General features: G+C 40.0%; 24 protein-coding genes and 1 pseudogene. 10 read left to right on the top strand and 15 right to left on the bottom strand.

Features of this window, described 5'->3' with window-relative positions; genetic code table 11:
* The first annotated feature begins 8 nt into the window (after positions 1-8).
* Positions 9-1,130, top strand: a complete 1,122-nt coding sequence (locus AB4329_RS20305; RefSeq protein ID WP_372139145.1) for a glycosyltransferase family 4 protein — start codon at positions 9-11, stop codon at positions 1,128-1,130.
* 1 nt (position 1,131) lies between these two features.
* On the opposite strand, the gene AB4329_RS20310 is transcribed toward AB4329_RS20305, so the two are convergent.
* The 11 genes from AB4329_RS20310 to manA form a co-directional block, all read right to left on the bottom strand.
* Positions 1,132-2,322 carry a glycosyltransferase family 4 protein gene (locus tag AB4329_RS20310; protein WP_372139147.1) on the bottom strand — a complete coding sequence of 397 codons (1,191 nt, stop codon included), beginning with the start codon at positions 2,320-2,322 and terminating at the stop codon, positions 1,132-1,134.
* Entirely contained in the window at positions 2,312-3,196 is an 885-nt protein-coding gene (locus AB4329_RS20315) for a GDP-mannose 4,6-dehydratase (protein ID WP_372139149.1), read from the bottom strand. Before AB4329_RS20315 ends, AB4329_RS20310 begins: the two co-directional genes overlap by 11 nt.
* Positions 3,197-3,257: 61 nt before the next feature.
* Entirely contained in the window at positions 3,258-4,292 is a 1,035-nt protein-coding gene (gene gmd, locus AB4329_RS20320) for a GDP-mannose 4,6-dehydratase (protein WP_102540610.1), read from the bottom strand.
* 145 nt (positions 4,293-4,437) lie between these two features.
* Complete coding sequence (locus AB4329_RS20325; protein WP_372139151.1) at positions 4,438-5,628, bottom strand: hypothetical protein; 1,191 nt, start codon at positions 5,626-5,628, stop codon at positions 4,438-4,440.
* Complete coding sequence (locus tag AB4329_RS20330; RefSeq protein ID WP_372139153.1) at positions 5,628-7,013, bottom strand: glycosyltransferase; 1,386 nt, start codon at positions 7,011-7,013, stop codon at positions 5,628-5,630. The genes AB4329_RS20325 and AB4329_RS20330 overlap by 1 nt, the downstream gene beginning before the upstream one ends.
* A gap of 1 nt (position 7,014) precedes the next feature.
* Positions 7,015-7,944, bottom strand: coding sequence for an FkbM family methyltransferase (locus AB4329_RS20335; RefSeq protein ID WP_372139155.1), 930 nt, complete (start codon positions 7,942-7,944; stop codon positions 7,015-7,017).
* On the bottom strand, positions 7,941-9,164 hold the full coding sequence (locus AB4329_RS20340; RefSeq protein WP_372139157.1) for an ABC transporter ATP-binding protein: 1,224 nt from the start codon (positions 9,162-9,164) through the stop codon (positions 7,941-7,943). Before AB4329_RS20340 ends, AB4329_RS20335 begins: the two co-directional genes overlap by 4 nt.
* A complete protein-coding gene (locus AB4329_RS20345) occupies positions 9,161-9,955 on the bottom strand; it encodes an ABC transporter permease (protein WP_372139158.1) in 795 nt (264 codons plus the stop codon). Before AB4329_RS20345 ends, AB4329_RS20340 begins: the two co-directional genes overlap by 4 nt.
* Before the next feature lie 99 nt (positions 9,956-10,054).
* A complete protein-coding gene (cpsG, locus tag AB4329_RS20350) occupies positions 10,055-11,434 on the bottom strand; it encodes a phosphomannomutase CpsG (protein ID WP_372139159.1) in 1,380 nt (459 codons plus the stop codon).
* Entirely contained in the window at positions 11,434-12,834 is a 1,401-nt protein-coding gene (locus tag AB4329_RS20355; RefSeq protein ID WP_371713989.1) for a mannose-1-phosphate guanylyltransferase/mannose-6-phosphate isomerase, read from the bottom strand. The genes cpsG and AB4329_RS20355 overlap by 1 nt, the downstream gene beginning before the upstream one ends.
* 126 nt (positions 12,835-12,960) lie before the next feature.
* Positions 12,961-14,163, bottom strand: coding sequence for a mannose-6-phosphate isomerase, class I (manA, locus tag AB4329_RS20360; RefSeq protein WP_371713990.1), 1,203 nt, complete (start codon positions 14,161-14,163; stop codon positions 12,961-12,963).
* 313 nt (positions 14,164-14,476) lie between these two features.
* Here manA and AB4329_RS20365 point away from each other — a divergent pair, with 313 nt between their 5' ends.
* From AB4329_RS20365 to AB4329_RS20385, 5 genes are all read left to right on the top strand, one after another.
* The gene (locus tag AB4329_RS20365; RefSeq protein WP_372139160.1) at positions 14,477-14,911 is read left to right on the top strand and encodes a rhodanese-like domain-containing protein; all 435 of its coding nucleotides are present in this window, start codon (positions 14,477-14,479) and stop codon (positions 14,909-14,911) included.
* Positions 14,912-15,017: 106 nt separating this feature from the next.
* A complete protein-coding gene (gene secB / locus AB4329_RS20370) occupies positions 15,018-15,485 on the top strand; it encodes a protein-export chaperone SecB (RefSeq protein WP_009847959.1) in 468 nt (155 codons plus the stop codon).
* A gap of 179 nt (positions 15,486-15,664) precedes the next feature.
* Positions 15,665-16,729 carry an NAD(P)H-dependent glycerol-3-phosphate dehydrogenase gene (gene gpsA / locus AB4329_RS20375; RefSeq protein WP_372139161.1) on the top strand — a complete coding sequence of 355 codons (1,065 nt, stop codon included), beginning with the start codon at positions 15,665-15,667 and terminating at the stop codon, positions 16,727-16,729.
* 47 nt (positions 16,730-16,776) lie between these two features.
* Entirely contained in the window at positions 16,777-17,598 is an 822-nt protein-coding gene (gene cysE, locus AB4329_RS20380; protein WP_048612489.1) for a serine O-acetyltransferase, read from the top strand.
* Positions 17,599-17,681: 83 nt separating this feature from the next.
* Positions 17,682-18,833, top strand: a complete 1,152-nt coding sequence (locus AB4329_RS20385; RefSeq protein WP_017066282.1) for a murein hydrolase activator EnvC — start codon at positions 17,682-17,684, stop codon at positions 18,831-18,833.
* 62 nt (positions 18,834-18,895) lie between these two features.
* Here AB4329_RS20385 and AB4329_RS20390 read toward each other — a convergent pair whose 3' ends face one another.
* Together AB4329_RS20390 and AB4329_RS20395 are read right to left on the bottom strand one after the other, a co-directional pair.
* Positions 18,896-19,534, bottom strand: coding sequence for a TetR/AcrR family transcriptional regulator (locus AB4329_RS20390; protein WP_017063104.1), 639 nt, complete (start codon positions 19,532-19,534; stop codon positions 18,896-18,898).
* A gap of 108 nt (positions 19,535-19,642) precedes the next feature.
* Complete coding sequence (locus AB4329_RS20395; protein WP_017071086.1) at positions 19,643-20,806, bottom strand: nucleotide sugar dehydrogenase; 1,164 nt, start codon at positions 20,804-20,806, stop codon at positions 19,643-19,645.
* 152 nt (positions 20,807-20,958) lie between these two features.
* Between AB4329_RS20395 and rfaD the strand changes: the two genes are divergently transcribed.
* The 4 genes from rfaD to AB4329_RS20415 all read left to right on the top strand — a co-directional run bounded on the left by rfaD (position 20,959) and on the right by AB4329_RS20415 (position 25,364).
* Positions 20,959-21,900, top strand: a complete 942-nt coding sequence (gene rfaD / locus AB4329_RS20400; protein WP_010433822.1) for an ADP-glyceromanno-heptose 6-epimerase — start codon at positions 20,959-20,961, stop codon at positions 21,898-21,900.
* A 134-nt stretch (positions 21,901-22,034) separates the two neighbouring features.
* Positions 22,035-22,991, top strand: a complete 957-nt coding sequence (gene lpxM, locus AB4329_RS20405) for a lauroyl-Kdo(2)-lipid IV(A) myristoyltransferase (RefSeq protein WP_372139163.1) — start codon at positions 22,035-22,037, stop codon at positions 22,989-22,991.
* 10 nt (positions 22,992-23,001) lie between these two features.
* Positions 23,002-24,267 (top strand): O-antigen ligase family protein, encoded by a 1,266-nt coding sequence (locus AB4329_RS20410; RefSeq protein ID WP_372125251.1) that lies wholly within the window; start codon positions 23,002-23,004, stop codon positions 24,265-24,267.
* A complete protein-coding gene (locus tag AB4329_RS20415) occupies positions 24,264-25,364 on the top strand; it encodes a hypothetical protein (RefSeq protein ID WP_372139164.1) in 1,101 nt (366 codons plus the stop codon). The genes AB4329_RS20410 and AB4329_RS20415 overlap by 4 nt, the downstream gene beginning before the upstream one ends.
* A 4-nt stretch (positions 25,365-25,368) precedes the next feature.
* Here AB4329_RS20415 and pseI read toward each other — a convergent pair whose 3' ends face one another.
* Both pseI and AB4329_RS20425 read right to left on the bottom strand, forming a co-directional pair.
* Positions 25,369-26,418 (bottom strand): pseudaminic acid synthase, encoded by a 1,050-nt coding sequence (gene pseI / locus AB4329_RS20420; protein ID WP_372139166.1) that lies wholly within the window; start codon positions 26,416-26,418, stop codon positions 25,369-25,371.
* Positions 26,411-26,723: pseudogene (locus AB4329_RS20425) on the bottom strand (UDP-4-amino-4,6-dideoxy-N-acetyl-beta-L-altrosamine N-acetyltransferase); the annotation flags it as partial. The gene pseI and the pseudogene AB4329_RS20425, both read right to left, overlap by 8 nt.

Here is a 26,723-nt window from a genome sequence, read left to right on the forward strand (position 1 = left end):
AGAACCTAATGAAAGTACTACATGTTTACCGCACTTGTTACCCAGAAACAAAAGGAGGCTTAGAGCAAGCAATTCGTTATATTTGTAAAGGTAGCAGTGAGCAAGGCATCAAAAATACCATCCTAACTTTAGGCTCAGAGAATAAAGAGTATGACTTTGAAGGTAGTCGAATCATTGTCGTCAAAAAAGATTTCGAGATCTCGTCTAACGGGTTTTCATTTAGTCTAATTCGCCGTTTTAGAAAGTTAAGTAAGCAACACGATATAATCCATTATCAATATCCTTGGCCTACTGGTGATTTGCTCAGCCTCGTCGCACCTAAAAAACCATGTTTAGTAAGCTATCAGTCCGACATAGTTAAACAAAAGTTACTAAAGAAAATTTACCAGCCCCTTGAGCAACATTTCCTGACTAAAGTTGACCGAATCATTGCCAGTTCACCTCAATATGCGCAGACAAGCGAAAACCTGATCAAATATGCGAATAAAGTCGATGTTATTCCTCTTGCAATCGATGAATCTACTTATCCAACTGTAAATGAAAACGAACTGAAAAAGTGGGAGAACCGCGTTGGTAGAGGTTTTTTCTTGTTTGTAGGTGTACTTCGATACTATAAAGGACTGCAATACCTTCTTGAGGCGGCTAAATTAAATGGATTACCTATTGTAATTGCTGGTGATGGTCCAGAAAGGGATAATCTAGAAGCGTATATCAAAGAGCACTCACTCACGAATGTGAGACTCGTTGGATTCATTTCTGAAGAAGATAAAGTCGCACTTCACTCTTTGTCAAAAGCCTTTGTCTTTCCCTCGCACTTGCGCTCTGAAGCATTCGGGATTTCATTAGTAGAAGCGCAGATGTTTGGTAAGCCTATTGTAAGTGCCGATATAGGAACCGGCTCTTCTTATGTGAATGCAAATGGAGAAACAGGGCTCACAGTTCTACCTGCAGATGGTTCAGCATTTTCAGAGGCTATGCAGGCGTTGGACAATGATGAGCAGCTATGCCAAAGGCTCGGACAAAAAGCACGCCAACGTTTTGAAAATGAATTTACAGCGAAACGCTATGCGGATAGTTACATAGCGCTATATAACCAACTCATTGCATCGCATAAACTGACAAGGAAGTAAGTTATGGACTTCTTGAGGTAACAGACGCTATCTCAAGGAGTTGCTCAACCGTATTTGACCATTTAAATTTTGAAGCTCTGTTAATACCACTCTGTGCCAGCTTCACTTTATCTATAGGATGATGAATAAGCTTTACAAGCGCATCAGAAATAGCAACTTCATCACAAGGGTCGACAAGAATAGCTCCACTTGCAGCCACCTCAGCTGTCGCGCCAATATCAGACGTAATCACCGGAGCCCCGGAAGCCATCGCTTCAATAACAGGTAATCCAAAGCCTTCATATAATGACGGGTAAACAAAAGCAGCGGTCGATGCATACAAACGCTTTAAGTCATCATCAGCTACGTAACCTGTAAAAATTATTTGACCACGCTCAACCAAATCTTTCGCATTATTCATAAGCTCTGTATTTTTCCAACCTTGATCTCCAACCAAGACTAAAGGGCACTGATTACGAATCGATATGGGTAACAGCTTATAAGCATCAATCAGCTTGCTTAAATTTTTCCTAGGCTCTAACGTTGCCACGCTCAGAACAAAGTGATTATGCTTTATTTTCAGTGAACGAAGTAACCCATCACACTCGCCTTTTACATAAGGCCTAAAACCATCGGCTACTCCCAAATACAACGTGGAACTCTTATCCTTGCTGTCAGGAAAGAAGTCATGAAGCTCTTTCAAAATAAAATCAGAATCTACAACTATATGATCAGATTTAGAAATTGAGCCCTGCATTTTATTCGTTAGGTATGAAACTCTTGTTGCAGGATGGAAACTAGGATGAGACAGGAACGACAAATCATGGACAGTAGTAATTGTTACTCCTTCGTAATCAAAGGGTATGAAGCTTGGTTCAAAATAGACATACCCTTGATTTGCCAAACCTTTTAATCGCTTTTGTGCTCGCAAAGACAACAAATAGTTCTTAAGTTGATAAACACCTGGAATCGCTCTTAAAAATTCCACGACCAATCGTTTCTTGTTTTTTGGAGACTTATCATTAGGCGTCGGATTTTGAAATTGAGAGGCAAGTTCAAGCAGTTCTTCTGGGGTTAACAACTTACCATTCTTTATACCAATAACATCCACATCACACGAGAGTAATTCACTAAGGATATTAAGGGTATAGTAGCCTATACCCGTCAATGGCTCTCTAATTGGTGATACGTTGATCAACAACTTATTTTGCATGATACATGTCAGCCAGAGTTTTCTCGATCATGATCGAGGGAGCCTTGCCTGTTAATGATGTAAGCTTAGCATTATCACCACCCAATACTTTAATCTCATTCTCGCGTACGAAGTCTGGATTAACTCGAACCTTGATACTGTAACCAGCAATATCTTCCATCATCGAGATAATCGATTGTAGTGAAGTCACTTGACCAGAACACAAGTTCACGATTTCAGATTGAGCATCAGATTCCAAAAGGTTCGCATAGGCTAATGCTATATCACGAACATCGCTAAAGTCCCTAGACACATCGGTATTACCTAATTCAATTTCAGAAGCCTTTTTTTGAAAGTGAGACACAATTTTCGGGATCAAAAACTGCCCAGCCTGACCAGGGCCGGTGTAGTTGAATGGTCTAGTAATGATCATTGGGTACTGGCTGAACCATAACCTCGCCATATGCTCCATCGCAAGTTTGCTCATTGCGTAATGATTTACTGGCGAAGGCGTAATCGATTCAGATATACGTGTTACATTCTCTGGATTACCGTATATGTTTGCACTGCTTGCAAGTACCACTTTCTTTAATTCTAGCCCAAGTTCTTTTGCGGCTTCTAGCAAATTCAAAGCACCAAAAACATTAACATCATAAAATGCTTTTTGGTCTGCATGACCAACAAAAGATAGTGCTGCAAGGTGGATAATATAATCAGGCTTTACTTCTTTGAGACACTTCACCACCGCTTTACGATCAGTTAGATCACAAGCAACCTGACCCTCTTTAGCTTCGCGGTAAACGAGCCCAACCACTGAGTAGCCTCTTGAGAACAGTTCACTTTCAACATACTTGCCAGTGAAACCATCAGCGCCAGTTAACAATACTTTTTTCATAATTTAATCTCAAAAAAAATGGCAACAGAAAACTGCTGCCATTTTACAAAAACGTCAAATACTAGAATGAGAAACCTTGCTCATTACGACGAAGATCAGCTTCAACCATCATTGCACACAATTCTTCAAGTGTCGTTGTAGGTTCCCAACCAAGCTCTTTCTTCGCTTTTTCTGGGTTACCGATCAACAGTTCAACTTCAGCAGGACGGTAGAATTTAGGGTTAATTCTCATAACCACTTTACCAGTCGCTTTATCTGTTGCTGTTTCGTTCTCTTCAGAACCATTCCACTCTAGTTCAATGTCAGCAGCTTTGAATGCCATCGTAACAAAATCACGAACTGTTTCAGTGCGGTTTGTAGCAAGCACATAAGTATCAGGCTTGTCTACTTGAAGCATACGCCACATGCCTTCTACATAGTCTTTAGCGAAGCCCCAGTCACGCTTCGCATCCATGTTACCAAGCTCAAGCACATCTAGCTTACCTAGCTTGATTTTCGCTACAGAATCAGTGATTTTACGTGTAACGAATTCTTGACCACGCAACGGTGATTCATGGTTAAACAAAATGCCACTAGTAGCAAAAATGTCGTATGACTCACGGTAGTTAATCACCATCCAGTGAGCATACAGTTTTGCAACACCGTATGGGCTACGTGGGTAAAATGGCGTAGATTCACGTTGAGGGATTTCTTGTACCTTACCAAACATTTCTGAAGTCGATGCTTGGTAAAAACGAATCTTAGGATTCACAATACGAATAGCTTCTAAAAGATTAACCGGACCGATACCTGTAATTTCTGCAGTAGTAAGTGGTTGATCAAATGATACGCCCACAAAACTAAGTGCAGCAAGATTATATACTTCATCTGCACCAGTATTTTGTAGTAAACGAATACTGCTAGAAAGATCCGTTAGATCATATTCAACAAGCTCAAGATTAGGATGATTCTCAATACCTAACTCTTCGATACGCCAAAAGTTCACAGAGCTTGTACGACGGTATGTACCGTATACTTTGTAACCTTTTTCTAGTAACAATTCTGCAAGATAAGCTGCATCTTGGCCTGTAATACCTGTAATTACTGCTGTTTTCATAAATTACCTTTTATACGATATTGATTGTTGGCACATGATGCCATATTAAATAAATAATTCTACTGATAAATTAACAAATTCAATTGTATAAATTTGTCACTCTTGAATCGAAAATTTCATCTACTATTAGTATACTGTAAATATATCACTTCATATCAAACACAGCTTCTAATCGTGCTAGGGTATTTTTCCAAAGAACCGATTCCCTTAAAACCAACTCTTCAGTACCGATAGAAGAACAAGGATTGTCAAACGCCTTTTTTATTCCGTCTATAAACTCAGATTGTTCATAACAAATCTCAAAGTTAGATAACTTATTTGTTAAATTAAAGCCACGACAAGCCTTTTCAGTAGCTATAACAGGCTTACACGACATAATTGCTTCAGCTGTTTTAAGGTTTGAACCTCCTCCAGAGGTTATCGGTAGAATTAACATTTTGGCACCATCTATCAATGCTGCTAACTCATCATTTTCGACAAAGCCAAGTCTCTTAATTCTATCAAAGTTCACAAAATCATAAATCCGACTTTGTTCAGGGGCAAAATCTTCTAAAATCAGAGAACAGCCTCCAACAGCAATGATCATTTGATCTGGATTTAACCACGCCATTGAATTTCCAAGCATAGCCCAAAAGCCTTGTGCATTTGGCGGATAAGCGCTGCCAACGAATAAGGCATACTCCCGCTTTCCAATTAAATGTTTAATTTTATTAATCGCAGTTGTGGTGGGGGTATTAGTTGTAATACCATTAGGACATAACACTAACTTTTTCGCCCCAAGCTTTGCAAACTCATCTAAATCTGTTTGAGTACAACCAATCACGACACTTGCATGGTTACACAGATCGGACTCTAGTTTTTTTATAGAATTAATAACTTCGCAAGTGTCGACGATTTTATTAGATTCAAAAATCGATTTTTTAGTCAAATATTCAATATTTTGAGATGAATAGACTAATTTAGTATTTACTAAAAGACCTTCTTCAAAAAATTTTTTAACTAAAGGCCATAACCATGGCTGTTCTAGAAAAATATAGTCTGGTTTAAATTCTAGTAAGTTCTTTTTTAAGAAATTGTGCATCCCTTTATTCTTTTCACTTTCTAATGCTGTAGCTAAATCATTAGAAAATGGAGTTTTTACAATTCGATTCAGAACGGTATCGCTTAACTTAAAGTCTAATTCGTCATCATAGTATTGATGCGAAAACTCGGAAAAAGAAATGCTTCTAATTTCATGCCCGAGATTAGCCAGCTCTTCTCGAATCTCTTTCACTCTAATTTGCCCACCATGCAAGGGTCTTACTATAGGGTAAGTAGATATTTGCAATACGTTCATTATTTAGCTTCCAAAATATAGTTATGGAAATCAGTGCAGAAGTCATTCCAAGAGCGAGGCTTGAAGTTTTTCTCAACTTTTTCCTGAAGTTCGATTAGGTTCTCAGGTTCATCAATTAGTTTTGTAATTTGATCAAACCAAGCCTGACTATCATTTGGCAAAGCTGGCATAAGACTCTGCGTTGCTTCACTAAGAGCCTCACAATCGGAAACCAAGCATGCTTTTCCATAGCTCAAAGATTCTGCAGCTCCTAAGCCCCACCCTTCGACTATTGAAGGAAACACACAAAACTGACTGTTTTTATAGAGCAGTGATAGCTGATAGTCACTAACATTTGAACGAATATCTACGTACTTTTTAAGATTTTCATCATGGGAGTACAATTCATAAAAATCGTCGACTCCCCAACCTTTCATACCGACAAGAATAAGTTTAGGGGTTTTTTCTCCGTATTTAGATATCAACATATTCCAAACATTTAAGAGAAGGATATGATTCTTCCTAGCTTCTATTGTACTAACGTACAATATATGTCCTTTATCTTTATTCCCATTATCAATTAAATCCACCTTGTTAATGTCATCACCTAAGTAAATAGTTCTTAAATTAGGAATAGAGGAGAAATGGGTTTCTTTTGCTATATTTTCATACGATTTCTTTGAAAAGTCAGAAATGCAAAATACTTTATCACTTAGGTAATTTAATTTATACATATGAGAAAAGAAAACTTTCCCGAAGTAATCTGAATGTACTAACTCTGGATAGGAGATGGGAATTGAGTCGTAAAAACATGTGACAACCTGGAAGTTAGAGTTTTTTTTCATTTCGTATAATAGGCTGTAGTTTGAAAAGTCCCAATCAAGTCCCATACAGATCAATATATCATTTTTATCTAATAATTTTTCGTTCTGAAGCGCTAAATGACTTTCAGGACTGAAAAGTGAGCTTGATATACTGCCTTTTTTATTTGATGAAATTTCAATTCTACTTCTAAATATAGGCTCCAAATACTTCCTTAAAATACCTCTCACTCTAGTAGGGGTTTTTCTATAAATAGATTTAGTTAATTGCATGTACTCTTTTTTTCTAATTAAACTAAATACTATTTTTAGGTAAGTCAACATGCCTACTTTATCAAGTGTAGGTGAGTTAGTTTCAACCGCCTGCCAAGATTCCAACTCATAGTCTTTTAGTAAAGATAATACTTCATTGCGCTCTACATTTTTCAACACAGATTTCGAATCATCAAAAGCTACAAAGCCGCAATTACTAATATTAACTATACAATATTTAGTGAACTCTAATTGAGTTCGCACTATACCCACAGGAAATCTACGCCATTTTTGTAAGGTTGTTATATCAATAACTATTCTACTTTTACTCATATCACTGCTTCTTTAATTTTTTAGATATATAGCGTAATGGGGCAGTTGCCTTCCAGCTAACAGAGTTTTGGATATCACTGACTTGGTTCTGAATTGACTTAAGTTTTGACTCTGCTATTTGTGCTCGAGCTACTGCTTCATCTAGGATAACCTCAAACTGTTGAAGCTTATTTTTAGCATCAACTAAACAGCTTTCAGCTAATTTATTCTTTTCAGCTTCAATATCTCGTTCAATCATAGCTTCATGCTGTGAAGACAATAGATAGTCATCAAAAACATTTGGAGGAATACGAAGCTTATCCCCTATTTCTTTATGTTCATCGGCGACATAAAACTTGTTAAGACCATCAAAATATACAAAGCCATATTGATTTTCAAATAAAATGGATTCCCATTCATGAGAAACGTCAATTTGGGTTGTAGGTTTTGTTGCTTCAATTACGATAATCCAAGGTCTAACACTATCGAATGAAAAACTCTCCAACACATCTTTCTCAGCACCTTCGACATCAATCTTTAAAAAGTGAACATCGCTCGAAACATATTTCATGCATAGTTCATCTAGAGTCAAACCTGGTACTGTTATTTTGTTTTTTAGCGAGTGCTTTCTTTCTAGGTTAAACAAACCTTCTTCGTCCGTAGTCGACCACCCTCTGACATCACTTACGTAAAACTCTATTGGTTCACCAGAAGAGTTAATAGCAACATTAACATTTATATCTTTATTTCGCTCACTCTCTAAGAGGTGGTAATATTCATCTTCTGGCTCTACATTAATCCCATTCCATCCCATACTGTAAAATAATTTAGTTACAGAATCTATTGAAGGATGATTGGCTCCGATATCAATATAGAAACCATGTTCAATATTTTTTAGTGCTCTCCATAACATCACATCTTCCAAATTCTGAGAATATGAAATTATACTCATAATAATTCAACCTCTATTACTGGTTCATTCCAGTTACAACCAATAAACTCGGTCTTATCTATATTTACTACTGTAAAAACAGTTGCCAAATCACGCCATTCATAGTTATTTGTAAGATGGTTGTCACTATCGACTAAGGCTGTTTGAATGGAATAAGTGCCTGGTCCTAAATTTACAGGGAAACGAATAGAAAACTCATAACTAGAACCCACTTTAGGGTTATTTATTATTTGTTTTGTATGCCAAGTATTTGTTCCATACATGACTTGTCCCAACCGGTCTTTAATCCCATAGCCAAGGACTAGAGATTCAATATGCTTATGAACTTTTGCTCTAATCCTAAGATCTACGATATCGCCCACACCAATACTGTCTATACTTCGTCCATCAGTATTAAACATTCTCACATCTTGAACTGTTGCTTCCTTACTACCAGAGATCGTTTGAACCTTACCATCATCTTGGGTTATCTGTTCAACAATGTCGCTTTCTTTCTTTGCTATAAGCGCATTGTAGAAGTCCATTACTTCCTCTGGATCCCCATCTTTAAGAATTACGCCTTTTTCTAATAAGATAGCTCTGTCACAAACAGCTTGAATGGCGCCTCTATCGTGAGATACGAACAACAGTGTAGTGCCTTGCTTTTGAAATTCTCGTATTCGGTTTAAGCTTTTATGTTGAAAATATGCATCTCCAACAGATAGTGCCTCATCCACTATGAGAATTTCTGGGCGATAGGCTGTAACAACAGAAAATGCAACACGCATTTGCATACCACTCGAATAAGTTCTTACTGGTTGATCGAAGTACTCTCCTACTTCAGCAAAAGCTTCTAGTTCATCGATTACCGCATCAATTTGCTCATGCGTAAATCCCATAAGGCCGGCGGAATGATAAACATTCTGTCGCCCCGTAAGATCGGGGTGAAACCCCATCCCCAATTCAAGTATTGCGGAAATCCGGCCCGAAACATGAACACTCCCTATAGAGGGCTTTAAGGTTCCAGTGATCATTTTTAACAATGTACTTTTACCTGCTCCATTCCTACCTACGATTCCAACAGCTTCACCTGCAGCAAGTGAAAAATCAATTCCTTCCAATATTTTTTGTTTGTGAGCTGGTTCAGTATTAAAACCAAACCAAGAGGCTATTCTTTGGAACTCTGATTTATACTCTAAAAACGACTTCCCAACACCTCTAACCTCTAATACTTTACTCATAGGACATCCGCCATTTCTTCACTTGCTTTATTAAACATAATCACTGCTAATGAAAGCGTTATAAATGCAAACACACTAGGGTAAACTAGCAAATTAACATCAGGTGACTTATCGTAAAGTAAGACATTATGGTATCCCATAATCAGACCAGTCATAGGGTTGAGTTTCATTATCCATATATACTTAGCAGGAACGATAGTTAACATATATACGATAGGAGTTAACCAGAACCAAAACTGCAAGACAACATTCATAATCTGACCTACATCACGCATAAACACATTAAGAACTCCGAAAAGCAAACCGATCCCTACGGCTAAACCTAACGTTATTAGAACCAATATAGGAATCCAATAAAGAGCTTGAAAAGGAATATGCCCTAGTACTCCAAAAACTGAAAACATAGCAATAAACATCAAAGTAAAGTTTACTAGACCGCTACCTATAACAATTAAAGGTAGAGCAAGCTTAGGAAACGACATCTTTTTAAGTAAATTGCCATTATCAATAAATATAGTAAGGCAACGACCTAGTACTTCGGAAAACAATGTCCAACCAATCACACCAGAAAGTAAGTAAATTGGATATGCATATTGTGTAGATACTTCCGGCAATTTTGCCGTCATTATTTGCGATAAAATCAACGCATAAACCAGTACCATCGCGAGAGGATTTAGAACCATCCATAAGCCGCCAAGTTTACTTCGAGCAAAACGAGAGCGAAATTCAGTACGAATTGATGAAAGTATGAAGTATCGATACGCCCACAGAGGAAGTAATACTCTTTTCATTTAAAAAGCCTTTAAAGTTTTCAACCTAGAGATAATTCATAGGTCAAGTTAGTCACATAAGCCTCAGAGCTGTTATCTGAGGCTTATGCTAGATAAACGTTAGCCGCGCAAAATAGCTAGGATTGATTGTGTCTTCTCTTCCATTAAGGCGATATTCCCACGTGATTCCACGTTCAATCTAACCACCGGCTCAGTATTTGAAGAGCGCAAGTTAAAGCGCCAATCATCAAACTCTAAGCTAATACCGTCCGTTTCATCAAAAACTAAGGCATCTGGCTGGTATGACTCTAAAACCTTAGAAATTGATTCTTTTGGATTTTGTAGCTTAGAGTTAATTTCACCAGATGAAGGGTATGCACTAATACGTTCTGAAACCGTTTCGGATAACTTCATGCTTTTAACTGACAATAACTCAGTTACTAGCAACCAAGGAATCATACCTGAATCACAGTAGGCAAAATCACGAAAATAGTGATGTGCACTCATCTCGCCGCCATAAATGGCATCCTCTTTACGCATACGCTCTTTGATAAAAGCGTGACCTGTTTTCGACATAACAGGAATACCGCCGGCTTTAGTAACTACGTCAATCGTGTTCCAAGATAAGCGTGGGTCATGAATGATTTTCGCGCCTTTTTCTTTTTGCAAAAAGGCTTCCGCTAGTAAGCCGACAATGTAGTAACCTTCGATAAAATCGCCATTTTCATCAAACAAAAAGCAGCGATCAAAATCACCATCAAAGGCAATCCCCATATCAGCCTTATGTTCTTTTACCGCATTTGCAGTATCTGCACGACATTCTGGCAATAGTGGATTTGGGATTCCGTTAGGAAAGTTGCCGTTTTCCTCATGGTGAACTTTGATAAGCTCCAATGGTATATTCAGAGCTTGAAAACGCTCTTCAAGAGCATCAATCACGTGGCCTGCAGCGCCATTACCAGAGTTGATCACCAATTTCATCGGTTTAATATTCGCTGGCGTAATGTAGCCCATCAAATGATCAGTGTACTCTTTCAAAACATTAATTTGCTTGTAGGTACCTTTAACATCAACGTCAATAAAATCATTGTTTTCTGCTAACGTTTGAATATCTCGTAACCCGGTATCACCGCTAATTGGTCTTGCTCCTTCACGAACAAGCTTCATACCATTGTAGTCCATCGGATTATGACTCGCTGTAACCTCTACACCGCCATCAACGCCTAAATGAAAAGTAGCAAAATAGATTTCTTCCGTGCCAGATAAGCCAATATCCAAAACGTGAACACCCGCATCCATCAAACCGTTAGCTAAAGAGAGTTTCAGTTCTTCACTTGTTAGACGAACATCTCCGCCAACAACAATGGTTTTTTCATCTGCGCTTTCACTTTTTAAAAACTGACCGTAAGCTCGGCCGATTCGGTACGCGATGTCATTATCGAGTTCTGAGCCTAGTTGACCGCGAATATCATAAGCTTTGAAGCATGTTAACTTTGTCATTATTTACTTTCCTCTAAACGTACTACGTCGTCTTCGTTTAGGTATGAACCTGATTGTATTTCTATAAGCTCGAGTGGTATTTTACCGGGATTTTCAACCATATGGCTTACACCAACTGGAATGTAGAGTGATTGATTTTCAGAGATAATTTGCTCTTTGCCATTGCTACTTACTTTGGCGGTACCTGAAACTACGACCCAGTGCTCAGCTCGATGATAGTGCATTTGGAGTGATTGTTTTTTACCTGGCTGTACGGTAATACGATTTACCTTGTAGCGCTCACCGCCATCAATTGCATCAGATTTACCCCAAGGACGATAAACCTCTCTATGCTCTCTGAATTCAGCCCGATTTTCAGCCTTTAAATGCTCAACAATTTTCTTCACTTGTTGAACATTATCTTTGTGTGCGACCAAGACTGCATCTTTAGTTTCAACGACAACGATGTCTTTTACTCCAACCGAAGCTACCAGCTTATTCGGAGCGTAAATATAACACCCTTCAGTATCCTCTGTTATCGCATCTCCATGAATTACGTTTCCAGAGCTATCTTTCTCTGAAACTTCCCATAACGCGGACCATGAACCAACGTCGCTCCAACCAGCATCCATAGGTACAACTACAGTCTTGTCGGTGCGCTCCATTACAGCATAATCAACAGAGTCATCTGGGCACTTTAAGAACTCGCTTTTATCGACGCGAATAAAGTCCATATCTTCTGTTGTGCCATTCGTTGCTTTTGAACAACACTCATGAATTTCTGGTGAGTATTTCTTAAGCTCTTCTAGAAAGACACTCGCTTTGAACATAAAGCATCCGCTATTCCAGTAGTACTCTCCACTTGCTACATATTGCTCCGCGACTTCCAATTGAGGCTTTTCAACAAATTGCTCTACAACGTAAGCCGAATCGCCTTCTTGAGAGCCTCGCTTAATATAGCCATAACCCGTTTCTGGTGCAGTTGGTACTATACCGAAGGTTGCTAACTTACCAGCATCAGCGACAACTTGAGCTTTACGAATTGAGTCTTGGAACGCTTCCGTATCTTGCACTATATGGTCAGCGGCTAAAACTAGCATCACAGGATCATCGCCATGCGCTATCGCTTGCATTGCAGCCAATGCAATAGCCGGAGCAGTATTTCGCCCTGCAGGTTCCAATATAATACGAGCTTCCTGACCAAAAGTACGAAGCTGCTCAGCAACCACAAAACGATGGTCTTCATTAGAAATAATGATTGCTTCAGAAGCCGACATACCACTAATTCGATCTAAGGTGGACTGCAACATCGTTAATGAATTGTGATTATCTAGCGCTAAAAATTGCTTTGGGAACGCTGAACGCGACAGGGGCCATAAACGAGAGCCAGAACCCCCAGCCATAATGACAGGTATAAACATAATTTTTCTTCTTTAATTTATAATCAATACTTTGGTCCCCCCTATTTTGTAGTAAAGCAAGGGGACAAGAATAAATAGTTTCAAACCAGCGCCAAACCACTTAACATTTGGTTGTTATACGCAGGGTTAACAGTGAGCTTTAGCTACATTTCCTTTCGAAGATATACGATACTCATCGACATAAGCTGGTATGAAAACTGACTTTCCTTTTTTCAACGTCACAACCTCACCAGAGTCATGAGTTAACGTCAATTCAGCGTCCAACGGCAGCAAAATTTCGGCACTTTCAGGTTTAATACGCTCATTATTTGGTTTTTTATAAACCGAGAACCTGAAATCAGGAACTGGAATTGGGTAAGTTAAAACACCGTTATTAACTGAAGGTGCTAACTTTAGCGTATCAAATGGCTTCTCTTCAAAAAGAGTACAACTAGCAAGCTCTTGAACATCAATATGTTTAGGTGTTAAACCTGCTCTAAGTACATTATCAGAATTGGCCATAACTTCTAATGCAGTTCCCTTTAGATAAGCATGAGGCGTTCTGGCATCTAAATACATTGCCTCTCCAGGCTCTAAAGTAATGACATTAAGCATTAATGGGGTAAACAACCCAATATCACCGGGATACTGCTCTGACAGGGTTAAAATTAGTGAAGACAGTTCTTGGGTTACATTATCTTTAACTTTAGAGATTAACGAGTCGACTGCTTCAACTTTGTTTTCTCCTTCCAACGAGAGGATACCTACAAAAAATTCACGAAGCCCCTCAGAAGAAGGATTAGCATTTAGGAGTTCAAGCATCTCACTTAACTGTGGGATTCCAACATTTGAAAATAGTGAAATGATCTCAGGAACTGCTCGAAAACCATTCATAGCCAAATAAGGAGTTAGCGCATATACAAGTTCAGGCTTATGATTTGAATCTCTATAATTTCGGTAAGGAGCAGAAAGAGGAACCTCAGCTTGCTCTTCTTTCTGGAAACCAAGCTCAGCTTCCTCTTTGCTTGGATGAACTTGAACAGACAGGGCATTTTCAGCCGCAAGAATTTTAAATAAATATGGCAACTCTCCAAATCTCTCGCTTATCTGCGCAGATAAGAATTCCTCTTTATGAGATTCAATCAAGCGAGACAATAATACTGTAGAATCGCCACTTTTAACTTTCGAGCATCCATTTGGGTGAGCGCCCATCCACATTTCTGCTTGCGGCTCATTATTAAAATTATCGATATCAAATAACTGATTGAACGAAGACTTACTACCCCAAGCAAAATTTTGAATGGTATTATCCATTTCAAAAAAACATTTTTCTTTAGCAGCATCAAACATTTAATTAACTCCAAACACTTTAAACTGATAGCCATCTCAGAAAAACAAGCATGCTACCGCCCTTTGATGTTGGGGCGAAATCACACTACGCATAAAAATGAAGGCTTATAATTCCAAACATTATCCCTAATGTAACTTTAGGAAGCAAAATTTTTTGCTGCTTCTTCCCCCTCTGACATTGATCTCAATAAGCAACCAATGTGAATTAATTTCAGCTTGTAAGTCTTGTCAATCGCCCTATACACCAAACCCCAAAACTCGCTATACTCCTGACCTAGAGTTTTTCGCCCAATAACGAATAAGAGTTCAAGATATGCAAGAGTTAGTTCCATTTGTTCAAGAGAATATGATTTTAGCCATCGTATGGATCGGCTTGGTTGTTGCCATCATTGCGAACGTTATCAAGACATCAAACGCAGCCTACAAAGAGATCACGGCAGCGCAAACCACACACATGATTAACCGTGAAAACGGTGTTGTGGTTGATATTCGTACTAAGGATGAGTTCAAAAAGGGCCATATTACGGACGCAGTTCACATTTTGCCGTCAGACATCAAAGCAAATAGCTTTGGTAGCCTTGAAAGCCGCAAAGCAGACCCAATCATCGTAGTATGCAAGACAGGTCAAACTGCTCAAGAAAGCGCTAACCTAATGGTTAAAGCAGGTTTCGAAAACGTAAGCGTACTGAAAAGTGGCTTAGTGGCTTGGAGCGAAGCGAATCTACCTTTAGTTAAAGGTAAAAAATAGGTTAAAGGCAAGAAGTAAGCTGACCTGATTCAACGAATATGACTTTAAGGTTTTGTCCGGCAGATATGGCGAACAAAACCTAATTTAAATTTTTAAGGACAAGAAAATGGCTGAAGCAGCACAACAAGACGCACAACAAAACTTCGCAATCCAACGTATCTTCCTAAAAGACGTATCTTTCGAAGCGCCAAACTCTCCAGACATGTTTCAAAAAGAGTGGAACCCAGATGTAAAACTGGACCTAGACACTCAAAGCCGTGAACTTGGCGAAGGCGTTTACGAAGTAATCCTACGTCTAACTGTTACCGTTAAGAACGCAGAAGACACTGCATTCCTTTGTGAAGTTCAGCAAGGCGGTATCTTCTCTGCAAGCGAAATGGAAGCTGGTCAACTTGCACATTGCCTAGGTGCATTCTGCCCGAACATCCTATTCCCGTACGCTCGTGAAACAATTTCTAGCCTAGTAGTTAAAGGTACGTTCCCACAACTGAACCTAGCACCAGTAAACTTTGATGCTTTGTTCATGAACTACCTACAGAACCAAGCACAGCAAGCTGAAGGCGAACAGGCTTAAGTCTCAAAAGTAGAACTTAACTCTAACGATTCAAGCGCTAGTTAGCTTTAAAATGCACATCGCAACTTCTGCGATGTGCATTTTTTCTTTACACTGTACTAAGATTGAAAGCTCTGCTTATTTTAGTGGAAAGCTTTTCCAGAATTCTTCGATTTCCCTCAATATTTTTAGGTGGAAGCATGACAGACACAACTCGCCCGACTAACACGACAGACGCTTACGGTAAAGACAGCGCTTACGGCAAAGAGATCGCCATGACTGTCATTGGTGCAGGTTCTTACGGAACCTCTTTAGCTATCTCTCTAGCGCGTAACGGTGCAAACGTTGTTCTTTGGGGGCATGACCCTGCTCATATGGCTCGCCTTGAATCTGAGCGCGCTAATAATGAGTTTCTACCAAATATAGAATTCCCAGAAAGCCTGATCATTGAATCAGACTTAGAAAAAGCAGTGACTTCAAGCCGAGACCTTTTACTTGTAGTCCCGAGCCACGTATTCGGCGTTGTGCTTAATAGTGTTAAACCTTACTTAGCCTCAGACTCTCGAATCTGTTGGGCGACCAAAGGCCTAGAACCGGAAACAGGACGCTTGCTTAAAGATGTCGCGCACGATGTGCTTGGTGATGGGTACTCGTTAGCGGTTCTATCAGGGCCTACTTTCGCCAAAGAGTTAGCGATGGGTATGCCAACGGCGATCTCTGTAGCTTCACCTGATGAAGAGTTCCTTGAACAACTTCAAGAAAAAATCCACTGTGGCAAAACATTTCGCGTATACGCAAACTCAGATTTCATTGGCATGCAACTTGGCGGTGCAGTTAAAAATGTCATCGCTATTGGTGCTGGTATGTCGGACGGTATTGGTTTTGGTGCCAATGCACGTACCGCACTGATCACTCGCGGCTTAGCTGAGATGAGCCGATTAGGTGCAGCTCTTGGCGCGCAACCAGAAACCTTCATGGGCATGGCTGGATTAGGCGACCTAGTACTAACCTGTACTGATAACCAATCACGCAACCGTCGCTTTGGTTTGGCACTTGGCGCAGGCAAAGATGTAGATACCGCACAAGAAGAAATTGGCCAAGTGGTCGAAGGTTATCGCAACACCAAAGAAGTTTGGTTACTATCAGAACGTATGGGCGTTGAGATGCCAATTGTTGAACAAATTTATCAAGTGTTGTATCAAGGGAAAGATGCACACTTAGCAGCACAAGATCTACTTGCACGAGACAAGAAGTCAGAGCGATAACATCGCGTATTCAGTCGTGGGATAAAATAGATAAGATGGATGGTAAAATGAAACACTGTGAACAACAAAAAGTTTGGCAATGCATTGTGAAGGAAGCTCGACAGCAGTCGGAGCAAGAACCTATGCTTGCGAGTTTTTACCATGCCACAATTATCAACCACGAAAGTTTAGGCGCTGCACTCAGTTATATCCTGGCAAATAAACTAAAGACGGCGTCAATGCCAGCAATGGCAGTGCGTGAAGTGGTTGAACAAGCATTCAAGCAGGACCAATCGATTATTGATGCTGCTGCCTGTGATATTTGTGCAACAGTTACACGAGATCCGGCGGTAGAGATGTATTCAATGCCTCTACTTTACCTTAAAGGCTACCATGCTTTGCAAGGTTACCGAGTGGCTAACTGGCTATGGAAGCAAGGGCGTATTGCACTTGCTACTTACCTACAGAACCAAATTTCGGTTGCTTGCCAAGTGGATATTCACCCAGCCGCTCGTATCGGTAAAGCGATCATGCTCGACCACGCCACCGGTATCGTGATTGGTGAAACAGCCGTAGTTGAAAATGATGTATCTATCCTTCAAGACGTGACTTTAGGTGGTACGGGTAAAGAAGGTGGCGATCGTCACCCTAAAATCCGAGAAGGTGTAATGATCGGTGCCGGCGCTAAAATACTTGGCAATATTGAAGTGGGTGAAGGCGCGAAAATTGGTTCTTGCTCAGTGGTTCTTCAAGCCGTTCCGCCTCATACGACTGTCGCTGGTGTTCCTGCAAAAATTGTTGGAAAGCCGAAAACTGATAAGCCATCTTTAGACATGGATCAGGGGTTTAACGGTCGCTCTCAGAACTTCATCCATGGTGATGGGATTTAAGAGCAGATTCGGGATCCGACGAATAGCCGATAGCCGAGATGCGAAAAGACTCGCAGCAGATGCTGATTATTAATAAGAGCAAAATGACGATAATGATGAAACCCGTTCAATCAATGAGCACTGTTCTTTTGATATCTGCCAGCCTTGGTGTTGCTCTTTTGTCTTCATCATCATTTGCTGCATCTCAAGGTGAACTGAAAGGCGTATCAAGCGAAATCTCTCGTCAACAGAAAGCGCTCTCTTCCCAGCAAAAGAAACTCGATAGCCTACAGGCAAACCTCAAGAAGCAGGAGCTGTCCATCGCTTCACTTGAAAAAGCGATTCTAGACAGTAAAAAGCAGCTCAATACTGCTAATGCTAATATTGCTAATTTAGACACAAAGATTAAAGCGCTCACTGCACAGAAAAAAGTCCAGACAGACAAGTTAGAGCAGCTCATTCAGACTTACTACATGACGAGTCGAGCTAAGGCTTCTTCTCACATTCTCAACACCGGTGTAGAAGAAGATCGCATCAGTCATTATTACCAGCACCTTGCCAAAGCTCGCTCCGCAACCATTAAAACGATTGAACAGACGCAACTTGAATTAGAAGAAAGCCACAAACAGCGTCAACTTGAGCAAGAACAGATAGCAACACTGCTAAAACAGCAAACCACCAAGCGCGATACGTTAGCCAAAACTCAAACGCAGCGTAAGAAAACGGTTGGCAGCATCAAGAAAAACATCTCGGGTGACAAGAATTACCTAGCAGAGCTTCAGCGAAATGAAACACGCCTCAAAGCTGAAATAGCGAAAGCAGAAAAAGCGGCTCGAGAACGACGTAATGCAGTCCCGATGGATGGCCTAGCAAAACGTAAAGGTAAGCTGCCTTGGCCGATCAAAGATAAAGTTCTACATAACTACGGTTCACGTCAAACGGGGCAAATTAACTGGAAAGGCATGGTGATAAACGCCAAGTACGGTCAGCAGGTAAAATCGGTTTACTCTGGCACGGTGGTATTTGCAGAGTATCTGCGTGGCTATGGATTAGTGGTGCTACTTGACCACGGTAAAGGTGATATGACGCTCTACGGCTTTAACCAAGCACTTTTAAAGAAAGAAGGTGACAAGGTTAAAGCTGGCGAAGCGATTGCGCTTGCTGGTGACACTGGCGGCCAAACGCGCCCTTCACTGTACTTTGAGATTCGCAGAAACAGCCAAGCCCAAAACCCGAAGAGTTGGTTAGTTCGATAAAGAGCAGATACGGGATGCGAGTATCTTTCTTCGAATCCCGTATACCGCTTACTCGTCTCTTTCTATTTAGAGTTCAACGCCCTTACACCATCTTCTAATAATGTCAGCTGTTCAAAACCTTGCGCGGTCGCAATTGGTTTAACGGTCGCTATCATCTGCAGCATTCCTTGATGAACGACTTGCTCGGTAATTTGGGCTTTTGGAGACATCGCAGACTGATACGCCAACCAACCCGATGCGATCAAGTGAAGAGAAGTGACCATCGATTTCATTTCCGTATCCGTTGCTTTGAGCAGGTTCAACTCAACGAAGGCTCGCATGATATCGACAAGATTCGTTTGCAGCTTTTCTTGTACGGCCATGTAATCAAGGTGGAGTTTTTCATCACGTGACAATATTTCAGGCAGATTCGCATAGAAGAATCGGTACTTCCACATCAGTGTGAAGATAGAATCTAAGTAAGTCTTTAGTAACGTCAGGCTTTCTTGTTGGCCTTGAATCGGTGTGAACCTTTCAAGTAACTCTGTCGAATAGAGAGTAAAGATGTCACGGACAATTTCTTGCTTGTTGCGGAAATGGTAGTAGAGGTTACCAGGGCTAATCTCGATATGCTCAGCAATATGATTGGTCGTAATACTACGCTCACCGTGCTCATTAAAAAGCTCTAGAGCAGCGTAAACAATCTTGTCACGTGTTTTCATTAGTTATTAGTATCCCTATCCGTTTAGGGGTTCAGTATATCGCCACTAAACGGATAGATCGAGCTGTTAACATCTGGTCTAATTAGCATTAGCTAAAATAGAGCCGAATCAATCACTGCCAAACAGATCTCGTGTGTACACCTTATCTGCAACGTCTGCGATCTCTTCTACCATTCGATTAGAAACAATCACATCGGACACCGCTTTGAACTCAGCAAGATCAGAATAGACTTTCGAGTTAAAGAAGTGCTCTTCTTTCAATACCGGTTCAAACACGACGACTTCGATGCCTTTGGCTTTTAAACGCTTCATGATCCCTTGGATGGAAGAAGCACGGAAATTGTCAGAGCCCGCCTTCATGATCAAACGATAAATACCGACAATTTTAGGCGAGCGCTTAATAATTGAATCCGCAATGAAGTCTTTTCGGGTACGGTTTGCATCAACAATCGCACCCACAATGTTGTTTGGTACATCTTGATAGTTTGCTAATAGTTGCTTGGTGTCTTTTGGTAAGCAGTAACCACCGTAACCAAATGAAGGGTTGTTGTAATGATTGCCGATACGAGGGTCTAAGCCAACACCTTCTATGATCTGACGAGAATCCAAGCCATGCGCTTCCGCGTAAGAATCAAGCTCATTGAAATAAGAAACTCGCATCGCTAGATAAGTATTTGAGAATAACTTTACTGCTTCTGCTTCCGTTGAGTGAGTAAACAGTACGTCGATGTTTTCTTTTTCCGCACCTTCCACAAGAAGATTCGCAAACACTTTAGCGCGTTCAGAACATTCACCAACGATAATACGTGATGGGTGTAGATTATCGTACAGGGCCTTGCCTTCACGCAAAAACTCCGGTGAGAACATGACGTTTTCGCAGTTCAGCTCTTGCTTAATACGCTCGGTATAGCCAACCGGCACCGTTGATTTAATAACCATCACCGCATCAGGATTGATCTCCATGACGTCTTTGATGACAGATTCTACAGAGCTGGTATCAAAATAATTGTTTTTAGGGTCATAATCGGTAGGTGTAGCAATGATGACAAATTCAGCATTTTTGTAAGCGGCTTTATCCGTTGTTGCCATGAAGTTCAGCGTCTTATTTGATAGAAAGTGCTCAATCTCATTGTCTACAATCGGTGACTGCTTATTGTTTAGCATTGCCACTTTTTCATCGATGATATCTACCGCAATGACTTCATGATGTTGTGCCAAAAGCATAGCGTTTGATAGACCCACATACCCTGTACCGGCTACTGCAATCTTCATGATAATACCTATAGTTTTGAGTAATTAACTCAACATAATTTATAACTTAGCTTGCCGTATCATACTCTGGTTGGGGAATTATTCCACTAGCCCGCTTTATCCATTCCTTGCTATACTCGTGACAGTTTTGTATTCAAAAGAGTTAGAAAATTATGATTATCGTAACGGGTGGTGCTGGCATGATTGGCAGCAATATTGTTAAGGCGCTTAATGAAGCGGGCCACAACGATATTCTAGTCGTCGACAACTTAAAAGATGGTAAGAAATTTAAGAACCTTGTAGACCTAGACATCACGGATTACATGGATCGTGATGACTTCCTAACTCAAGTCATGGCCGGTGATGATTTTGGTCATATTGAAGCTGTTTTCCATGAAGGAGCATGCTCTGCTACCACTGAGTGGGATGGCAAATACATGATGCTCAACAACTATGAATACTCAAAAGAGCTACTTCATTACTGTGTTGAGCGTGAAATTCCTTTCTTGTATGCCTCTTCAGCTGCAACTTACGGTGAGACCGACACTTTCATCGAAGAGCGAGAGTACGAAGGTGCATTGAATGTCTACGGCTATTCAAAACAACAATTTGATAACTACGTTCGTCGCTTAACCGCGGATGCAGCAGCACACAACGAAACGCTTTCGCAAATCGTAGGGTTTCGTTACTTCAATGTTTATGGTCCACGCGAGCAACACAAAGGCAGCATGGCCTCTGTCGCTTTCCACCTAAACAACCAAATGAATGCCGGTGAAAACCCGAAATTGTTCGCAGGTAGCGAAACCTTTAAGCGTGATTTTGTGTATGTAGGTGATGTTGCGGCTGTAAACTTGTGGTTCTTAGAGAATGGGGTATCAGGCCTCTTTAATCTAGGTACTGGCAATGCTGAGTCGTTTGAAGAAGTCGCCAAGGCAGTTATCAAGCACCATGGTAAAGGCGAAATCGAAACGATTCCTTTCCCTGAGCATTTAAAAGGTGCTTACCAAGAATTCACTCAAGCAGACCTAACGAAGCTTCGCGGTACAGGTTGCGATATCGAGTTTAAAGCAGTAGCCGATGGCGTTGCTGAGTACATGAAGATCGTAAACGCTTAACGGTATATTTCAGATTAGGACCAATAATACACCCTACTTTTAGCGTGTATTATTGGGAATGTCTAACGAATATAATCATTCCCAGAGTGACCGATATTAAGTTAACTCTCTGATTTAAATAATGTAGTGAATGAATGACCACACAACGCAATGATTTTGATCCAAAAGCTTACAATCCTGAGTTTGAATGGGGTTTTCTAGCACCTAAATACTGGGGAACTTGGATTGCTGTTTTGTTATCGTCTTTAGTCTGCTTCTTACCTAATAGCATTCGTTTAGCATTAGCTAAGTTTATGGCTAAGCAAGCTGTAAAAATTAAGAATAAGGCTAACCGCCGAGCTCGCGTAAACCTTGAGATGTGCTTTCCTGAGCAATCTATCGAAGAGCGCGAAGAAACTCTCTATCAGTCATACGTTACTTCCATCTCATTTTTGATGGGATTTGCTTCACTGACACTCAAGAGTAAAACTTGGCTAGAGAATAATACTTCGATAAACGGCCTGAGCAATCTAACCGATATTACAGACAGTGGCGAGAATGTGATCTTGCTGGTGCCACACACATGGGCTATCGATATCCCAGCGGTATTATTAGCTTCACGCAATTTACCTGTATCTGCGATGGCGAAAGCACAAAAAAACAAACTCAGTGACTGGCTAATGCACCGACAACGCGTGCAATACGGCGGTCGTGTTTATGATCGCAGTGGTGGTATCAAACCTTTCATCAAGTCGGTACGTGATGGGTACCTGGGTTACTACCTCCCTGATGAAGATCTTGGCCGTGAGCACAGTGTCTTCGTTGACTTTTTCGCGACTCAAAAAGCAACTATCTCAGGCCTTGGTCGCCTATCAAAACTGAGTAAAGCTAAAATTGTGCCCTTGTTTGCTCAATACGATAGCAGTACAGGCCAATACACCTTGGACTTCTACCCTGCTCTACCATTCCCAACAGGAGGCGAAGAGGAGGACGCGCGTATGATGAATCAATGTATTGAAGACTACGTAAGCAAAAAGCCTGAGCAATATATGTGGATCTTAAGACTGCTTAAGACTCGTCCTGAAAGTAATGTAAACCCTTATAGTAATTAACCACAATACAATGTCCTCTACTCATTTTTCTAAGACAAAAACAGTACCCTTTTTTGCTGCTTGCTTTCCTGTTATATGCATTGCTTATGGCTCGGGATACAACTACTCCAGTATTATCTTACTGCTCGCTTGTATTACCAGCTTATGTTTCAAAAGGCATAAACCCCGACTAAGCTCTGAGGAAAAGCTTTTTTTATATACACTTTGCTATTATTTCATCTCTTTTGTCGTATTAAAGCTTATCCATGGTGAGAAGTGGAGCTTTATAGACAAGCCGAGTAGAGCGCTGCTCACTATTCCTATTTTTATTGCACTACTGCGCTACCCACCATCATGGAGGAGCCTCGCTGTCGGGATAAATATAGCCTCAATTTGCTCAGCGGTAGTTGCCCTATACTTTTTACAAAATTATCCCGAACTAAGAGCATTTGATGGGCGTATTCCTAACCTTTGGTTTGAAGGTTACATGCAGATTCAGACGGGTGGCATGGTCACCACATTTGCTATGTCTAGTCTAGCTATAGCGTTATTGGAAATCAAAAAGAAGAACTATCTATTCTCCATCATGTCTTTGATTGCATTCGCCTTGGCATCTTGGGCCAGTTTGCAATCTGAAAGTAGAGGCTCTTGGTTACTCGTTCCTGTTGCTACGCTTGTAATTATCCACTACAAGTTCAACTTGTTCCGTATCAAAGTTATCCTATTAACTCTTTTTTCAATATCACTTGCAGTTGCTACTCTTAGTACTAATGATACTGTTACCTCTCGAGTCAATGAAGCTATCAGTGATTACAGCCAGTACAACTCAAGCACCAATGCCTTTACCTCAGTGGGGATTCGACTCAACTTATGGAAAAGTGCATCAATCACTTTTTTAGAAAACCCATTAGTGGGTGCTGGCACTGATGGAAGACTCGAAAAAAGAAAATCATTAGGTGATGCTGGCATTATAGATAAGCAAGTATCTCGAATGACTTACCATGAGCATAATCAATTTCTAGAGGCAGCTTCGGTTACAGGGATAATAGGACTAAGTGCTTTAATAGCTATATTTTTAGTACCCTTGTTCCTTTTCTTTAAGATATTGAACAGCTCATCGTCTTGTGAAAATGCTAAGAACTTTAGTCTACTTGGAATAGTAAGCGTTATACTTATGGTTGGTTATTGCCTCACGCAAGCTTTTTTCAATCACAATTCCGGAACAATTTTTTATCTAGTCTGGACTAGTATTATTTTGAGTTCAGCTATGTCTAGTAAAGTTAGGGGAGGAAGATGAAAAATAAGGACCTATATATTTGCTCTACCGTAAGACATCTACTTTTTAGTCTGTATAAATCACAAGGTAGTGCCACATCTTCAATGATAATTTTTTTCTATGATTATCAACACGTTGACCCTAAAAGCTTAAGTTGCGAACAATTGCCAGATAATATTGAGCTAGTCCTGGTTAGTAGAAAGCAGCTAGTAATGTATATGAAGGAAAGTGGTTTTAAAGGAAAATACCTCTTATTCTGTGCATTACGTGGTTGGTCCATACCTGATAATTTAAAATCTTACCTCATAATGTTATTTAAAAAATACGATGGTAATTTGAATGTTGATAGCACAATCAACACCCTATTTCTATATAATGACAATAACAAAATGTCTAGATTATTTAGACTACTATCGGCATCGTACTCAATGATTGAAGATGGTATGGGCAATTATGTTGAACACAAAATAGACTCTAAACCGAAACAACTCCTTCGCTTACTCTCAAATAAAAACCCGAAGCGCTATGTGTTTGGCGAGAGAAAACAATGTAATTATATTTATGCGATACATCCAGAAAAACTACCTAGATCTGTAATAAGTAAAGGTAAAAAACTAGTTTTATCTGAAAACAAAACGAATATTCTAAATATTCACCGCTGCTTCAAGTTTGATAGTTCTCATATTTTAAATAGGAAAACACTAATTATTGCCACGCAGCCAACATTCAATAAACTGAAGGGAAAGCTTATTGATAACGGTTTCTTTCATGAAATTTATGATTTGATAATATCGAAAAGTAGAAGTAAAGGATTTGAACCAGTTTTAAAATTACATCCGAAAGAAAATGAATTAGATTATTTGTCTTTCAAAGAAAGAGGGATAACTTTCTTATCGAACAAACAGCCTTTAGAGCTTTATTTACTATCTAGTACAGACACTGTTAACATAATATCAATTAACTCTTCAGCGGGTATCGGTATGGAAGAGTATTGTAACATATATAAGTTAATTCCTGATAGCGAAGTGTCTAACTTTGTAGATATCATAAGTAAATTAGAAATAAACAAAGATAGCCTTCGAGAGAGAATCTCTATCCAGCTATCTAAAATGACATAATATTTTATTTAAATAATCCAAAAGCTAAAGGGGTTCCTGCTTCTATATTGGATAAAGCTCTTTTTCCTATAACGTCTTCGTAGTGTCTTGGCGCTAAACCAAACCCAGGTCGGATGCTACGAACATTTTCAGGCGTCAATAACTCACCTTTCGCTATGTCTTTTACTACATATAAAGAGCGACGGAACTTAACATTACCTTTTTCAGCTTCTGTTCTTTCGTAGTTCACTTGCCCCATCGCTTGCCAAGCCGTTTTCGTGTCTTTACATAATGCAGCTAATTCATGAGGCTCAAGAGAAAAGCTATCATCTGCACCGCCCCCGTTACGATCCATTGTGACATGTTTTTCAATCAAACATGCGCCTAGAGTAACCGAAGCAACGGCGGTAGCATTGTCGATAGTGTGATCAGAAAGGCCAGATAAAACGTCAAACCGCTCTGCGATATCGGCAATCGTCTTTAAGTTATATTGTTCTGCAGGGGCTGGATAACCGCTTACACAATGCAATACAACCAATTCCTTACACCCATTATCTCGCGCTGTTTTTATTGCTTCTGCAATCTCTTCCTCGTTGGCCATTCCGGTTGAAATAATCATCGGCTTACCCGTTTGAGCAACACGCTTAATCAGAGGTAAATCAACCACTTCGAAAGATGCTATTTTGTATGCGGGAGCGTCTAGCTCCTCTAATAAATCTACAGCGGTAAAATCAAATGGTGAACTAAATATCGTAATACCTAACTCTTTTGCTTTTTCAAACAAAGGCTTGTGCCATTCCCAAGGCATATGCGCTTCTTTATACAACTCATACAGAGTTTGGCCATCCCATAAACCGCCATGAATTTGAAACTCCTCCGAGTCACTATCCATAGTGATAGTTTCATGGGTATAGGTTTGAAGTTTAATCGCATCAGCACCTGCTTTTTTTGCTTCTTCCATAATCTGAAAAGCTCGGTTTATATCACCATTATGGTTAGCAGAAAGCTCAGCAATAATATATGGAGGACAATTAGGACCAATTTCTCGATTATCGATGTATATGTTTTTATTCATTTTCTTCGTATACTCTCAATTTATCTTTCATAAGGTTTCTAATATCTTTCCACTCATGTGAAAAGATACCCAAATGTACTACATCGTGATATTCAGTCCCATTGAAGAAAGCATCTCGATGAGTACCTTCAACTTTAAAGCCAAATTTGGAGTGTAATTTCACTACTGGTTGATTAAAGCCTAAAACCTCACAGCGTAATTTGTGTAAATCTAATTCAGTAAATGCATGCTCTAGGGCCCGATATTCCATCAAAGATCCGGTGCCTCTTACCGCGTTGGGCGACGCACAGGGCGCGAGCACACTT

It is taken from the genome of Vibrio sp. 10N.261.54.A5 (assembly GCF_041471145.1).
Lineage (GTDB): Bacteria > Pseudomonadota > Gammaproteobacteria > Enterobacterales > Vibrionaceae > Vibrio > Vibrio crassostreae_C.